This window comes from Streptomyces sp. cg36, assembly GCF_041080675.1.
Taxonomy (GTDB): Bacteria; Actinomycetota; Actinomycetes; order Streptomycetales; family Streptomycetaceae; genus Streptomyces.
Map to the genome: position 1 here is coordinate 1 of NZ_CP163522.1, position 14151 is coordinate 14151.

Sequence of the window (14151 nt, forward strand, 5' to 3'; positions counted from 1 at the left end):
GGGCATAGAGCGCGAATTGCGCAAGCGCAATTCGGATTCCCCCGCAAGCGGGGGAATGGAATTCCGCAAGCGGAATTCCGAACGGAATGCAATTCGCGCAAGCGCGAATTGGAGGCGACCGCGCAAGCGCGATCACCGGGGCTGGCTACGAGGGGAGGTGCATCACGCGCGGGACTGTGTAGCGCTTGGGGTTCCTGCCCACCACCCCCGCAACAAGGGTGACGGACCGTCGGCCCGATCGAGTGCCGGCCTCCACCGCAGTGACGGGCTCCGCTGCGCTCCACCCTGACCACTCCCCCACCCTCGAAACCGGCCGCTCACGTTCACGAATACCCCGCCAGCTTACACGTCCAACCCACTACTGTGGGGCGGATTACGTACACGCATCACCCGAGCGAGCGAACGCGCAACCAGCGTGATGCATCACGCAGCGCGGGTGTGTAGCGTTTGGGTCCTGGCCGCACCACCCCTAAGCCCGTCCAAAAACTCACCGGCTGAATTCACGATTGCACGGCCTTGAATACCTTAGCCACAGAACGGAAGCCCGATATGGGAATGACGGAATTCGGCGTACGGAGGTACATGAGCCGTTCGGCCGCCAGGCCGTACGGCGGAACCCACCACCGGCACCGGCCCCGCCTCCATGCTTTTGAGCGTCATGGCCGGTACAACCCGAGACGCAGCTCCGCTGGTGCCGCCTACGGTCCGCACCCGACACACGGAGCCGCACGCGAAGCCGCCTCAGCCCCGTCCGGGGGCCGACGCGCAGCAGCTGGCGGGCCGCCGGCGGATGGATCCGCGGCCTCCCCCGCCTGGTCGCGAGCCTCGCCGCTGGATGGAGCGGCTGGAGGGCGCGGCGCGGGCCGTAGGGGGCGCGCCTCTAAAGATCAGATAGGTGCGAGCCTCTGACCTGCGAAAACGCGCGAGATATATGCAGCCTGAGTGAATGGATCACGCCCGAGGGAGGCGAGTTGCATGCACGTAGGTGAATAGATCGTTCCTGTCCAGAGACACGCCCGCCGCGTGCATACATCGCCTGCATAACATCGCAGATCTGCTATGTTATGCAGCCCCGACGATCATGGAGGAGAGCCCGTGGCCCAGCCCTTGAGGCGCAGCGCGGAGGCGCCGGCGACCACGCCGCGGCTGGCCCCCGCTCCGCCGCCCGCCGATGCCGTCAACGGCATGGAGACGGCGCAGCAGCTGGTGAGCAGCCTGGAGAGGCTCGCCAAGCGCGGCGGCACCTTCACGACGAAGGACCCGGTCAAGCCGTACGTCTTCTACGGCAAGGGGCACCTGAGCATGTCCCAGGTGATCGAGGACAACCTGTGGAAGTTCGATCTGAGCGCCATGTCGCGGAACGTCTTGGACTACCTCAAGACGCACCACGACAAGGAGGGCCTGGTGGAGATGACCCAGGGCGGCCTGGCGAAGAAGTACGGCTGCTCGCAGTCGAAGATCTCCCGCGCCGTGAGCCAGCTCAGCCACCACAACTTCACCTGGCGGGAACGCCGTGGGGTGTACCGGCTCAACCCGCTCTACGCTTACCGGTGGGGCAGCGAGAAGCAGCTGCGCCTGGTGAAGTCGCTCAAGAAGACCCTGGTCGACCACGAGATCACCATCCCGACGGTGAGGAACGAGGCCACGCGATGAGCTCCGCTTCCATTCCTGGTTTCCACAACCCGGAGATCTTCGAGGTCCTGCCGAACGCCTGCCTGTCCCCGACGGCCCGCGACGTCTTCGACGTGCTGACCTCCCGCCAGGAGCCGGGCGGCCTGGTCAAGATCCGCCAGCAGGAGCTAGCCGAGCGCCTCGGGCTCACCCAGTCCGTGGTCTCCCGGGCCATCAGCCAGCTGCGCGACAAGGGCATCATCAGCGAGCGGCAGCGCCGCGGCGAGGTCCTCATCCACCCGCTGCTGGCCGGCTACGAGTCGCTGAGCCACATGGTCAACCACCTCAAGGCGCCCGACACGTTCGTGTGGCCGCTGAACTTCCCGACCGGCGACATCCGCCCGCCGCGCGCCCGCGACGCCCGCATCGGCACAGACTTCGACCCGGACCCCGACGGGGGCGAGGACGCCCCGCTGCCGGACGCACCGCCCGCTCTGCGACTGGCCGGATGATCCGCGACTCCTGCCCCGCCACCACGGCGCCCACCCCACCGGGAGGGCGCCGTCGTCGTTCCCGGCCGCCCCGCTGCAGCACGGTGGCCGGCCCGCTCGCCGTCGTCGGCAGCGCGCTGTCTCGCGTCGTGCTGTATGCAGCAGCCGCATAGATCTTTTGGCCTGCTGTACGAGCAGCACCCTTGTCCCGCCTGGCCCATGCAAAAGCTGCGCTGCCCCGGACCCTCGCCGTACAGCAGACCGCGAGCACGACCAGGACCACGGGCAGCACCGACTACAGCACCGTCCCGGCCAGGGCCCGGCGGTCACCGGTCAGGGCGTAGCGGCGGGCAGCGAGGCCGTGGTCGAGGGGCTCGCCGATCTGCTCGCACAGGAGCGCCAGGACGTCGGCGGCCTCGGTGTCGGACAGGTAGGCGGGGGCGACTTCGAGCATCAGCTCCCCGATCGCGTGGCTGCTGGCGGCGAGGTCGTCGACGACGGCGCGCAGCGCGGCGACGGCCGGGTCCGCCGGCGGTTCGGCGGGCGCCGGGGGCGGCGCGGTGCGGACGTCGCGCACGGCCTGGCGGACCACGGCGCGCACCGTGGCCGTGTCGAGGGCCTGGAGGCCGCTGTGGGCGAGCGCGGCGAGTCGGCGGGTGATGATCTCCGCGACGGCGTCCGTACGGCCGGAGACGGCGATCAGGGCCCGCTGGGACAGCCCGTAGTCGAGCGCGGCCGCGGCGCCCGGGGCGCTGTCTCGCGTGCGAGACGTCTCGGGGCCGGCGGCAACGGCGTCGTGGATCGCGGCGAGCGCGCGGGCGACATCGAGGAGCCGGTACGCCTGGGCGCGGCTGATGCCGAACTCTGCCCGGCAGTACGACTCCCAGCTGCTGTGCCCGAGCGGCACCCAGACGCGGGCGGCGTGCGCGTCGCGGACCCGGGCGGCGAGGACCGCCACGGAGCGCCGGACGTCGTCCATCGCCTCGCGCAGCCCGGCCGTCAGCTCCCGGGCGCGGGCCTCGCTCAGCGGCGGCCGCGCCGGTTCGACGCCGTGCTCCTGGTCCTCGTTGTCCTCGCCCACGACTCCATCGTCCTCCGCGCCGGCGAGCACCACCAGGGCGTGCGGGAGCACGAGGCGCGAGCTCCGTCTCACACCCTCACAGCCTCACAATTCACCCCGTCCACCTGGGAAAACGGCCTGTGAGTCTCCTAGCCTCACAGCGTGACACCGGCACGCGGGGCGGGGCTGTCACGCTGATCCGCGACGGCGGGCGCGGGCCTGCCGCACGAGGCGAAGGGGGCCCGGTGGCGGGGATCGAGCGGGAGCCGGCGGAGATGCGGATACCGAAGGCGGCGCTGGACGCCTTCGCCGCGGCGCTGAGCGTGCGCACGGTGGCGATGAGGACCTGGCCGAACGACGGCCTGGAGTGGATGTACCCGGTGGGCACGTGGGACGAGGCGCACCTGGAGGTCGCGCTCCTGCCCGGCGGCGAGGAGGTCTGGCTGCGGATGTCCACCGACTGCTCCAGCGTCGCCGTGTGGACGATCGAGCAGTGGTGGGAGTTCGCCGGGGAGCTGCCCGGCGCGACGCCGCCGGCCTGAGCCGCGGGCGGCCGGAGCACGGACGGCGGAAGTCGGCGTGGCTCCGGCGGGCCAGGGTCGTTGAGCACCCGGCCGGGGTGCTGGCCGCCGGAGCGACGCGAGCGAGGACCGATGCCGAAGAAGCCCCACGACCCGACGTACGGGTTCGACGCGGAGACGAACACGGTCCGGGTCGATCAGCACGACCTGGCGCGGCTGCTGCTGATGTTCCGCAAGGTGATGCGCGAGCAGCCGCCCGGCACGTGGAAGCACATGAACGACTACGACCTGTCCTTCGAGCGCCTCGCGGACGCGGTCGACGCCAGCTCGGAGATCCGGTACGGCAAGCGCTGGACGGGACCGGATGCGCGGATGCGGTGCACCACGACCGAGGCGGCCTACGAGTGGCCGAACGGCGCCCCGTACGACGGGGAGGGGACGTTCACCTGGTTGGTGCCGGGCTACGGCTCCCACGCCACCAAGGACGAATCCTTCCGCAGCGTCACGCACAAGGCGCTGTGCGGGTTCAGCTGGGCGAAGGACGATCGGCCGCGCCGGGTGGAGGGGCTGCCGGAGTGCCCGGAGTGCCGGCGCGAGGTGCAGCTCGGTGCCGACCGCCCGCGCGGCGCCTGGTGACAACTGCCGGGCGGATACGCGTTGCCGCCGGGTGGCAACGGGTGGATACAGCGGTGGCTACGATGCGCAACGGCCCGGCCCCGGCAGCTGCAATGCCGGGGCCGGGCCGTTGCCACGGGTGGCTACCCGAGCCAGACGATGTTCAGGACCGTCAGGCTGTTCAGGGGCCGGTTGACCCAGTAGGTGACGGAGAGCTGGCCGACGGCCGCGTAGCGGACGTCCTCACCCTCGTCGTCGTCGGTGTCGAACTGCCGGAAGCCGAACGGATCGCCGGCGGCCGCGGCGAGGATGTCCCACACGGTGTCCACCGCGTGCTCGGGCAGCGCGTCCAGGACCTTGGCGGCCGGGGCGGAGACGCGGACCGCGTACGGCGCCGGGCTCACCCGCGACGGCGGCGGAGCTCCGCCAGGTCGACGGCGTCGCTGTCGTCGTACCCGGAGGCAACGAACGCGTCGACAGCCGGGGCGTGCGCGAGGCGGCCCTGCCACTCCTGGACGACCTCGTAGAGCCCGGCCAGGGAGAAGCTGCGGCGGGATTCCTCGAGGGCGGCGGTCCACTCGCGCTCGAAGGCCGGCACCCAGCGGTCCGCGCGCTTGTCGGCGCGCAGCTGGGCGAGGAGTTCGGCCGGCGCCCCGGGCGCGGGGGCGTAGGCGGTGACGGGTGCGTGGTCGGGCTGCGCGCTCATCGTGTCCTCCCAGCGGGTCCTCCCCTCACCGTACGCGCGCCGGGTGGCCGTGGATGCGGTCATGGGCGGATCCCCTCCTACCGGGTCAGGGTGCGGGCGACGGCCTGGGCGTGCTCGCGCAGCGGCAGGTCCTGCTTGTCCCAGGTGGCGGCCACGTAGTTGAGGAGTTCGGCCGTGGCGCGCTCCGAGTCGCTCGGGTCGCTGGTGAGCAGCTTGTCGGCGGCGAAGGCGACGTCGACGGCCGGGGTGGACAGGTCCTCCGGAGCGAGGGCGTTGCCGCGGTCGACGTCCAGGACCAGGAGGTGGCGCACCAGGTTGCGGGACTGGATGGTGATGGTGTCCTCGCGCGGCGAGTCCGCGTCCGCGACGGTGAAGCCGGGGTGGTTGAGGATCGCCGCGGCGATGGCCTCGGTGAGCACCGGCTCGGGCAGCAGGTCGTCCTCGGTGGGCTCCGCCTCCTTGAAGGTCAGCGTGTAGTTGATGCCGGCCTCGGTGGTGAACCACACCGTGTCGCCGCCCGGGTCGGCGTCCGCGGCCGCGAAGTGCGGGCTGCGGCGCAGCGCGTCGGCGACCCGGACCGGGTCGTGGTCGGCGTCGAACAGCGGGCTCTTGTCGCGGTCGATGGGCGGAAAATCAGCGGTCACGTATTCGCTCCTAGTCAGTAATCCAGATCAAGGTAATCGATGTCGTTGATTTCTACGTCCGACAGTCCCATAGCGCGACCGCCGCCGTCCTGGAAATAGACCTCCTTAAACCCTTCGGCGATGATTCCGCGCATCTGCTGGTCGCTGGCCCCCGCGTCGCGGGCGTCGAACAGCTGCTGCGCGTACGTCGCGGGGAGGTGCACGGTGAGGCGGCGGAACCGCCCGTCGTCGGTCGATCCTGCGGACGACGTGTAGCCGAACCGGGCCCGGGTCTCCACCGTGATCCCGCCCGACGCGGCGGCCTGCTTCTGCCGGCGCTTGCGCACCAGCGGCTGCCAGCGGGCCTTCACCGCGTCGTCGATCTTCGCGGCGACGTCGGCGCGGGCGTGCTTGCGGGCGCCGCGCCGGTACCTGTTGACGGAGTCGGCGGTGACCCCGAGCTCCTGGGCGACGGCCTTGGCGCTGCCGAACTGCTTGATCAGGAACCCGATCTGCCCCTTGAGAGTCTTGGGCGGGTCCTTGGTGAACGCCTCGCGGTCGGCCCGCTCGATCGCGTCCTCGATCTCCCCCACGGGCTACTCCCCTTCGTCCAGGACGGCGTCGCCGCCCTTGATGTGGCGGGCCGGGTTGAGGCCCTTCTCCATGAGGTCGACCGCCCACAGCATCTGCTGGACGCCCTCCAGCTTCGCCAGGCCGGGCGTGGGCCCGAGGCGGAATCCGCCGGGCTGCGGCTTGCCGGAGGCGGCGTACGGGAGGAAGTCGAGCGGGGAGGTCCCCGGGCTCGGGTAGACGACGCAGTCGGAGAGCACGGCCAGCGGGTACAGGCCGGTCATGTCCGCCATGTTGCGGAGCTTGCGGTGCATGTTGACCCGGGCCTTGCTGATGACGGCGGCCCGGATGTCGGGGCGCCACGTCGGCCGTGCGAGGGCCGGCCACGTCTCGCCCTCCTTGTAGTGCTTGCCCTGGGGGCGCTCGCGGAGCTTGCCGACGCCCCCCTTCACCGTGGCCTTGATCGCGGAGAGGACGGCGGCCAGGCCCGGATCCTTCTCCTTGTGGTGCTCCATCGCCGCCAGGAACTCGGTGTCGGACAGGTCCCGGGTGACGCCCATGTCGGCGAGGGTGTCGACGTAGGCGTTCTTGAGGCGGTCGTGCCACGGGTCGAGGTACGCGCCGGTCTCCCGGCGCAGGTACGCCTCGATCGGGTGCACGTCGTAGCCGAGCTCCTGGGCGTAGGCGAGGGTGTGCGTCTGGTACCAGGCCGGGCCGGTCGGGCGGGAGCCGTCCGGCGTGAACGGGCTGGGCAGGCGCGGGTCCAGCTCGATGTGGCTCAGGTCGGCCAGCCAGCTCCCGGGGATCTTCGGGTTGAACTTCGGGGCGTGGAAGTGGTCGGGCGCGCTGAGGCCGACGACCAGGCGGGCCGCGGCGGCGAGGAACGCCGTGTTCAGGTCGAGGCCGACCGCCCACGGCAGGGTGCACTCCTCATCCGAGAGCGTGTCCACCGAGCGCACCCACTGGTACGCCTCCTCGTTGAGGAAGCCGCCGGTCCAGCCGGAGTTCACGACGACGGGGTGTTCCGGGGTGGCCTCCGGCGGCGCAGGGTCCATCGGCTCGGTGCCGAGGCTGCCCGCGTTGTGGCCGGACACCCAGTTCCCGGTGGCCGGGTCCTGCACGGCCTTGGTGGGCGGGCGCAGTGCGGTCATCAGCTCCAGGCCGGAGACGGCGGTGGAGCCGCGCGGGGTGATGACCCGCTGGGCGTACACGCCGAGGACGCGGGCGATGTCGGCCGGCTCCATGTCGGTGACGCCGGGCCAGGACCGCTCGTCGAGGGCGTCCCAGGACAGGATCGCCAGCTGCACGCACTGGCGGTCGCGGCCCTGTGCCTTGCGGTAGATCCGCGCCCACGGTCCGAAGCCCCGCTGGGTGAGCTGCCACTTGGCCTTCGCGACCTGCTTGACGACCGGGTGGTCCTCCGGCAGGCGCAGCGAGCGGCGCTGCTCGTGGCCCTCCAGGCGCTCGGGCAGCCCCAGCTTCACGGCGGCCGCGGCGGTGAGGACGATCAGCGGGTCGCTGTCCTTGCCGTACCGGTTGAGCTTGGCGGCGCCGAGACCGGACTCGCGCAGCGTCCACTCCACCAGCTCCGGCACGGTGGTCGCCGGGCAGTCCAGCACGACGCCGCCCGCCGCGTACGCGGAGCCGTCGCCGTCCAGGACGGCCAGCGGGCCGTGCGGGAAGCGAGGGTCGACCGCGGGCTTCGCGGCCTTCTTCGCGGCCGGACGCCGGGACGACGTCGCCGGGCGCGCGGCCGGACGGGCAGGACGCTCGGGTACCGGCTTCACCGCAACGCCGATGTCGGGCTCAGCCTCGTCCTGCTCCACGGTGGGCACGCGGGTGAACGTCTGCGGCACCTCGGGCTGAGGCGCGACGGCCGGGGCCGGGGCGGCGGGAGCCGCGTGGGCGGGGTACTTCGCCGCCCATCCCTTGAGGAGCCGCTGGTACGCCTCCAGGCGCGGCGACTTCGGCTCGGAGCGGCCGTTCTCGTAGTTCTTGACCGTCTGCACGGTCGACTTCAGCGCGGTCGCGAGGCGGGCCTGGGTGATGCCGGCGGCCTCGCGAAGGCGGGCGCGCTCCGCCGGGGGCGGGAGCTGCGGCTCCTCCTCCAGCAGCGCGTCGATGTTCGCGAACAGCTCCTCTTCGGATGCCATGTCGATCTCCTTTCGTGCCCTCACCCTAGCACTGTTTACCCTAGCCTTTAACCCACTTTTTAACCCGTTCGGATTCATTGATCGGGCGGGAAATGGACGGCTCGAAGGGTCTGCCGCAGGCCCTGGCTCACACCTGACAGCCTCATCGCGCACCGCCTCCACCTGCGGAAACGCCGTGTGAGGCTGACAGCCGGAGCGTCATGCTGTCTGCTCCAGGCGGGGCGGCGCGGCCACGGTGCGCCCGGCCTTCTCGGCTCGGGCCCGGCGCAGCGCGGCGGCCTCGGTCGCGGCGGCCTGGCGGCGGCGCTGGAGGCGGGCCTGCTCGATCGGGGCCGGAGCATCGTCGGCGGCGACGTCGGGCTCGGGGAACGCCCGGCGCGACAGCTCGCGCATCGCGGCGGTCTGCCGCTCCACCGCCTCCGCGATCCCCGGGTCCACCCGGGACGGCGGCGCGGCCTGGCGGTGCGCCTCGATCGCGCGCCGGTACCCGTCCGGCGGCGGTCGGCGCTCCACCGGGACGGCGGGCAGGTCGGGCGCGGCCGGGGCGGCGGCCGCCGTGATGGTGGCGGTCCTCGCGGGCGCGGGCGCCAGGACGTGCAGGGCGCGGACGTTCGCGCCGGGCACCCGCTCGTTGGCCGCCGCGATCAGCTTCGGGGCGCTCCAGCGCAGCTTCGTGCCGACGGCCGGGGCGTCGGGGACGACGTCCAGGCGGCCGGTGTCCGCGTCGAACGCCGTCGCCTGCACGCGCCCGGCGAGCTCGGGCACGGCCGCGGCGAGGATGGCGTCGAAGTCGGCGAGGACGGAGCCGCCGGCGGCCGGGGCGACCATGCCGCGCTCGGTCATCATCATGCCGATCGCCGCACCGAGCCCGAGCGGCTCACGGCCGTCACGGCGTACGACGGTGGTGGTGCGCCGCTTGGGCTTCTTCGTCTGGTTGGCGCCGTTCTTCTTCGCCGCCTCCCGGGCCGCGACCAGGGCCTGGCGGGCGAGGTCGACGCCGCTCAGCTCGCCGGTCATGCGATCACCGCCCCGGTGGCGTCGCCGTCCAGCGGGCGCGCGGCGAGGCCGGGCAGTCGCTCCGTCCACGACGCGGTCCTCCGGGCCGGGGCGGCGGGCCGCTCGTGCAGCTGCTTCAGCCGCGCCGCCAGCAGGTGCTCGGCTACCCGCTCCCGAGCGGTGTCGGCGGCGTTCGTCGCGGCGGCGACCGCGTCCGCGCCGGTCGGGTTGTGCTGGAACCAGGGGCGGCCCTGCTCGGACCGGTACGCCCGCCGGGCCTCGGCTTCGGCCTCCGCAGTGCGGCCCAGCATCGCCAGGGCGTCGTCCTGGTACTCGCTGACGGCCTGCTGCGCGACCTGGAGCGCGGTGAACGCGTACGCGTCCGCAGCGGCCTGCGGATCGGCCTCCAGGGTGGCCACGTCGGTGATCTCCAGGAACTCCTGCCAGGCGGCGGCGGTGCTGTCCTCGATGGCCGTGCGGGCCCCGGCGACGGCCGCCGCGACGCTGGCCGGGTCGCTCAGGTCGGCGGAACCGGCCGCCACGAGAAGGCCGGCCTCACCGATCAGGGCCTCGGTCTGACGGCGGTGGTCGCACGCCTCGCACAGCCCGGCCGACCGGCCGCGCCCGCAGTCCTCGCACGCCAGCGCCTGCCGGACCGCGTCGGCGGCGGCCGCGGCCTGCCGCTCGCGTTCCGCCTGCTCAGCGGCTGCCGCACGGGCTGCCTCGCGCCGGGCCCGCTCCGCGCGGGCCTGCTCCTGGCGCCAGGCGAGGTCTTCGGCCTCGATGGCGGCCCGCTCGCGCAGCCGCTCCTCGAGGACGCGGCGGCGCTCGACGTCGGACAGGTCGGGCAGCTCCCGGTCGATGTCCGCGCCGATCCGGGCACGCCAGGCACGGCGCAGGTGGATGACGTTGCCGCAGTTCTCGCAGTCCTCGCCGGTGTCGAGCCGGACCCCGTCGTCGCACTTGAGGTGCGAGCAGGCCCGGCGCTGGGGCAGGCCCCGGTGGATCAGCCACGGGAACGGCTTGTCGACCATCGCCTCGCCGCCGGTCTCCGCCAGGCGGTCGGTCAGCCGGTCGGCCAGCAGCCGCGGCGCACCCTCCGGCGCCACGCCCAGGCCCGCCAGGTTCGCCAGCTCCGCCTTCGCGGCGGCTTCCACCTGGTCCTGCTGCCACCCCGACAGCCGCTCCCACAGCCAGGAGACCGGTCCCAGCGCTACCCGCAGACGAAGAGCAGCCGGGAGGGCCACCCGCCTCTGCTGCTGCGCCTTTTCCCACCCTCCGGCCTTCGGCCGGCCACCGACACCGGCCCCGGCAGCGCGCTGCCCCACCCGCTCATCGACCGGGGACTCCTTCGGCTTTTCCCCGCGCAGCGGGCCGCCCTCAGCCACCGGCGACGCCGACCCGGTAGCGGCGGTCTCGCCGTTGACGGCCTGGTCCTCGCGCACGCACACGCGCTCCGGCAGATCACCGGACCCCCCACGGCCTTCGCCGGAAAAACCACAATCAAGCTGCGGAGAAACGACGGGAGTAACCACAGAAGCGTGGTCTGCGTGGAGCTCTGCACCATCGGGACGCTCCTGATCCACAGCATCCCCGGCACCCTCAGCACCACCGATCCCAGGCGTACCAAGGGCACCAGCAGCACCGGCCGGACCATGATCTCCGCACGCACCATCAGGACGCGCCGAAAACACCGCACCGGCGCTCTCAGCCGCCTCCACAGAGGCCAGCGTGCGGCCATACGCGCGGGCGACCGGCAGCAGCATGACCCGGCCCCGGCCGTTCATCCGCGTCGACGTGGCCTTGCGCTGCCGCGCCACGACACCGGCCTCCGTCAGCCTCGCCAGGACCTTCCGGGCCCCCGACGGCGAGCAGCCCAGCAGCCGGGCCAGCGTCGCCGCCCCGCGCCCCTCGCGCTTCTTCACCGAGCCGCCGACCAGCTGCAGCCAGCCCGACGCCCGCGTGTTCAGCACCATCAGCAGCAGCCCGAGCCGGTCGGTCGCCGCGCCCTTGCCCGTCCGGCCGGCGAGCAGCCCCGGCGGCGTCGGCTCCTTGTCCTTCGGCGTCCAGCCGTGCCCGAACAGCGCCTCCAGGAGACGCAGCAGCGTCGCCAGCTCCGCCTTCGTCAGCACCAGCGGATGCCCCGCTCCCCCGCCGTGGTGAGCCCGCCACAGCGGCATGACCAGGCAGTCCAGCCCGGTCGGGTGCCCCTTCCCGTCCCTCACCACCTGCGTGTGCACCGCGTCCGAACCGCGGAGCACCGGCAGCACCTTGTGGTGGACCGTCGACTCCTTCATGCCCATCCACCGGCCGAGCTCCGCACCCCAGATCGAGGTCTGGAGGTCGTCGTCCTCGCCCTTCGGCGCCCGCGACTTCGCGTAGAGCACCACCGCGGCCAGCTTCGGCGCGTCCTTCAACCCGGCGATCGACGGGTCGGCCAGCAGCGCCTGGACCGCGTCGCGCAGCCGAAGCCGCATCGCCCGACCGAGGCGCAGCGGGTCCTCCGGGCCCTCGCCGTCCGGCTTCCCGGCGGCCGGCACCGACCGCAGCGCGTTCCGCTGCCCGGGAAGCCAGGACCCGTCGACGGAGTTGCCGAAGATGTCCGGCAGCGGGTGGTCCAGCACGGCGGCCGACGCCGCCCCCGCGCTCACAGGGACATCCCCGAGGTCAGGCGGTCAGCCGACCGGGCGTAAACGGTGTGACAGTTGGGGGGTGTGATGTACGTCACAATCCCGCCAGGGGGGACACCACAACCTGCGGTAATCACCCCCAAGGGGGTACTGACCTGGTCGTGGTCGACCTGACAAGACGACCGAAGCTCCTGCATTATGGCGAGACCAACCTTCATATGGATCAACGCGGACGGGCCCCTTGGCGGGGGCGCGATCGCAACGGCTCATGTGGTGGGCGGGGCAGTACGAAGGCCCAGAAGCGATCTCCTTTCGTTTGGTGGCGTTTTCGAACTGGTGTTTCGAAGCCCTTGGCGGGGCCTCGGAACGACCGAGGTGTTGGTCCTGGCTAGGGACCGGTGCTGCGGGTGTTGCTGCTGGACCCAGATGGGGCCCTTGTGGTCCTGGCTAGGGACCGGTGTTGCAAATGGCCCTGATGAGGGGCCGAGTGGGAGATATGCGGCTTGATAGCCGCGGCTCAGGACCGGTGACAGCCGGGATCTGAGCGGACCGCTCTGGTGGGGGATTGCCGCCAGGCGGTAGACGGGCCGCGCGAGGCCGAAGGGGATGGCTAGTCCGCCTCTTCTTGGCGCGCGCGGCCGATGGCCGGCTAGGTCATCCCAACCCCCTGAATCCGGAGGCTGGCGTCAGCATGTCCAGGCGCGCACCCGATGGCGTGATCGCGATGGTGGAACGGCCTTGCGGCGCGTGTAGTTCCGCAGACGCGGGTACTCTTCATTTCGCGATCACCTCCTTTCCAGGTGTCGCCCAACGAGGCATTGCCCCGTACGAGGCCCCGAGGACCATGCCCGGTCCCGGGGTTCTCGTCGTTAAGGATCACATCTGTGATCACCCTAACCCCCTGTGACGACACACAGGCGGGTCGAAAACGCAACAGGCCCGAGAAGTCCCGAATGCCGGAAGAATTGCGGCGTTTGACGGGAAACTCGTTACCGAGGTGAGTCGCCCAGTGGGTAAGTCGCTGAGTCCGCATCAGGCCAGCCCGCCCAGGTGCGCGTTAACTTCCTTCGCGGACGCAGCCAGCTCGTGCAGTTCCACGACCACGACCCCGGCCTCCACCAACTGCTCGTAGCCGATGCAGTCGTCGACGAACAGCGACGGCTCCCGCCAGGCGATGACCACCCGCGGAATGCCCGCCTCGAGGATGCGCTGTGCGCACGGGGTACGCGGCGAATGCCGCTGTGAGCAGGGCTCCAACGTGCTGTAGAGCGTCGCCCCGGCAACGAGCCGGGGGTCCGCCTTCCCGAGCGCGGCCTCTTCCGCGTGCTCACGCGGGTCGGACTCCCGGGAGTAGCCGGCCGCGATCTCGTTGCCGTCCTCGTCGACGATGAGCGCCCCGACCGAGTAGGCACCTGCGGCCGGCGGGCACATCGCGGCGAGGGAGATGGCACGCCTCATCCACTGCATGTCCTGCCATCGGTCGGGCGCGTACATCAGGCGCGTCCCTTCGGGGCGTAGCGGACGAGGACGACGTCGTCGATCGCGCGGACCTCGAGGACCTGCATCCGCGCGGTCGACCCGCCCGGGTAGTCGGCGGCTCCGAGGAACCGGGCGGCCTCCGGCTGGCCGACCAGCAGCGGCGCGATGGCGAGGTGCACTTCGTCGGCGAGGTCCTGGGCCATGAGCTGGGTGTGGATCGTGCCGCCACCCTCCACCATCAGCTGCTTGACGCCGCGGCGCCCGAGCTCATCGAGGACCAAGCCCCAGTCGAGGTCGGGCCCGACGCTGACGACGTCGGCAAGGTCCCCGAGCGTCGCGCGCACCTTCTCCACCGCGCTGTCGACGGTGACGACCAACTTGTCGCCACCGTGGTGCCAGAACTTCAGGTCGGCGGCGAGGTCGCCGGTGCGGGTGACCGTGACCTTGAGCGGGAACTCTGGCTTGCCGTCGGCGACGCGCTGAGCACGGCGTTCGTCGCTGTTGACCAACAGGCGCGGGTTGTCCCGGCGCATGGTGTTCGCGCCGATCAGGATCGCGTCGGACTCCGCGCGGACCTGGTCGACGCGGTCGAAGTCGGCGGCGTTGGACAGGCGCAGCCGCTCGGGGCTGGTGTCGTCCAGGTAGCCGTCGACCGACATGGCGGCCGACAGCAGCACGTACGGGCGGGCAGTCATC

At 71.9% G+C, this 14151-nt stretch carries 14 protein-coding genes; 4 read left to right on the plus strand and 10 right to left on the minus strand.

The window, feature by feature from the left end:
* Positions 1-1095 precede the first annotated feature (1095 nt).
* The gene (locus AB5J87_RS39685; RefSeq protein ID WP_362499913.1) at positions 1096-1653 is read left to right on the plus strand and encodes a replication/maintenance protein RepL; all 558 of its coding nucleotides are present in this window, start codon (positions 1096-1098) and stop codon (positions 1651-1653) included.
* The gene (locus tag AB5J87_RS39690; protein ID WP_224291230.1) at positions 1650-2123 is read left to right on the plus strand and encodes a helix-turn-helix domain-containing protein; all 474 of its coding nucleotides are present in this window, start codon (positions 1650-1652) and stop codon (positions 2121-2123) included. The genes AB5J87_RS39685 and AB5J87_RS39690 overlap by 4 nt, the downstream gene beginning before the upstream one ends.
* 274 nt (positions 2124-2397) lie before the next feature.
* Here AB5J87_RS39690 and AB5J87_RS39695 read toward each other — a convergent pair whose 3' ends face one another.
* On the minus strand, positions 2398-3234 hold the full coding sequence (locus tag AB5J87_RS39695) for a hypothetical protein (protein ID WP_369384205.1): 837 nt from the start codon (positions 3232-3234) through the stop codon (positions 2398-2400).
* Positions 3235-3407: 173 nt separating this feature from the next.
* On the opposite strand from AB5J87_RS39695, the gene AB5J87_RS39700 reads away from it, so the two are divergent.
* Together AB5J87_RS39700 and AB5J87_RS39705 are read left to right on the plus strand one after the other, a co-directional pair.
* Positions 3408-3704, plus strand: a complete 297-nt coding sequence (locus tag AB5J87_RS39700; RefSeq protein ID WP_369384206.1) for a hypothetical protein — start codon at positions 3408-3410, stop codon at positions 3702-3704.
* A 111-nt stretch (positions 3705-3815) separates the two neighbouring features.
* Entirely contained in the window at positions 3816-4319 is a 504-nt protein-coding gene (locus AB5J87_RS39705) for a hypothetical protein (RefSeq protein WP_369384207.1), read from the plus strand.
* 122 nt (positions 4320-4441) lie between these two features.
* On the opposite strand, the gene AB5J87_RS39710 is transcribed toward AB5J87_RS39705, so the two are convergent.
* From AB5J87_RS39710 to AB5J87_RS39750, 9 genes are all read right to left on the minus strand, one after another.
* Entirely contained in the window at positions 4442-4702 is a 261-nt protein-coding gene (locus AB5J87_RS39710) for a hypothetical protein (protein ID WP_369384208.1), read from the minus strand.
* Complete coding sequence (locus AB5J87_RS39715; RefSeq protein WP_369384273.1) at positions 4699-5004, minus strand: DUF6247 family protein; 306 nt, start codon at positions 5002-5004, stop codon at positions 4699-4701. The genes AB5J87_RS39710 and AB5J87_RS39715 overlap by 4 nt, the downstream gene beginning before the upstream one ends.
* Positions 5005-5081: 77 nt before the next feature.
* A complete protein-coding gene (locus tag AB5J87_RS39720) occupies positions 5082-5648 on the minus strand; it encodes a hypothetical protein (RefSeq protein WP_369384209.1) in 567 nt (188 codons plus the stop codon).
* Positions 5649-5662: 14 nt separating this feature from the next.
* Positions 5663-6220: an XRE family transcriptional regulator gene (locus AB5J87_RS39725; RefSeq protein WP_369384211.1), complete on the minus strand. Its 558-nt coding sequence runs from the start codon at positions 6218-6220 to the stop codon at positions 5663-5665.
* Between the two features lie 3 nt (positions 6221-6223).
* Positions 6224-8350, minus strand: coding sequence for a helix-turn-helix domain-containing protein (locus AB5J87_RS39730; protein ID WP_369384212.1), 2127 nt, complete (start codon positions 8348-8350; stop codon positions 6224-6226).
* Positions 8351-8548: 198 nt separating this feature from the next.
* Positions 8549-9367 carry a DUF721 domain-containing protein gene (locus AB5J87_RS39735; RefSeq protein WP_369384213.1) on the minus strand — a complete coding sequence of 273 codons (819 nt, stop codon included), beginning with the start codon at positions 9365-9367 and terminating at the stop codon, positions 8549-8551.
* The gene (locus AB5J87_RS39740) at positions 9364-11997 is read right to left on the minus strand and encodes a hypothetical protein (protein ID WP_369384214.1); all 2634 of its coding nucleotides are present in this window, start codon (positions 11995-11997) and stop codon (positions 9364-9366) included. The genes AB5J87_RS39735 and AB5J87_RS39740 overlap by 4 nt, the downstream gene beginning before the upstream one ends.
* Positions 11998-13008: 1011 nt before the next feature.
* Complete coding sequence (locus tag AB5J87_RS39745; protein ID WP_342211097.1) at positions 13009-13434, minus strand: deaminase; 426 nt, start codon at positions 13432-13434, stop codon at positions 13009-13011.
* Between the two features lie 35 nt (positions 13435-13469).
* Positions 13470-14150: a dihydrofolate reductase family protein gene (locus tag AB5J87_RS39750; protein WP_111340008.1), complete on the minus strand. Its 681-nt coding sequence runs from the start codon at positions 14148-14150 to the stop codon at positions 13470-13472.
* Position 14151: the final 1 nt, after the last annotated feature.

Excerpts from the sequence above, each read along its gene's own strand:
- AB5J87_RS39690 (WP_224291230.1), top strand. The coding sequence starts at position 1,650 with ATGAGCTCCGCTTCCATTCCTGGTTTCCACAACCCGGAGATCTTCGAG.
- AB5J87_RS39705 (WP_369384207.1), top strand. The coding sequence starts at position 3,816 with ATGCCGAAGAAGCCCCACGACCCGACGTACGGGTTCGACGCGGAGACG.
- AB5J87_RS39715 (WP_369384273.1), bottom strand. The coding sequence starts at position 5,004 with ATGAGCGCGCAGCCCGACCACGCACCCGTCACCGCCTACGCCCCCGCG.
- AB5J87_RS39730 (WP_369384212.1), bottom strand. The coding sequence starts at position 8,350 with ATGGCATCCGAAGAGGAGCTGTTCGCGAACATCGACGCGCTGCTGGAG.
- AB5J87_RS39735 (WP_369384213.1), bottom strand. The coding sequence starts at position 9,367 with ATGACCGGCGAGCTGAGCGGCGTCGACCTCGCCCGCCAGGCCCTGGTC.
- AB5J87_RS39745 (WP_342211097.1), bottom strand. The coding sequence starts at position 13,434 with ATGAGGCGTGCCATCTCCCTCGCCGCGATGTGCCCGCCGGCCGCAGGT.
- AB5J87_RS39750 (WP_111340008.1), bottom strand. The coding sequence starts at position 14,150 with ATGACTGCCCGCCCGTACGTGCTGCTGTCGGCCGCCATGTCGGTCGAC.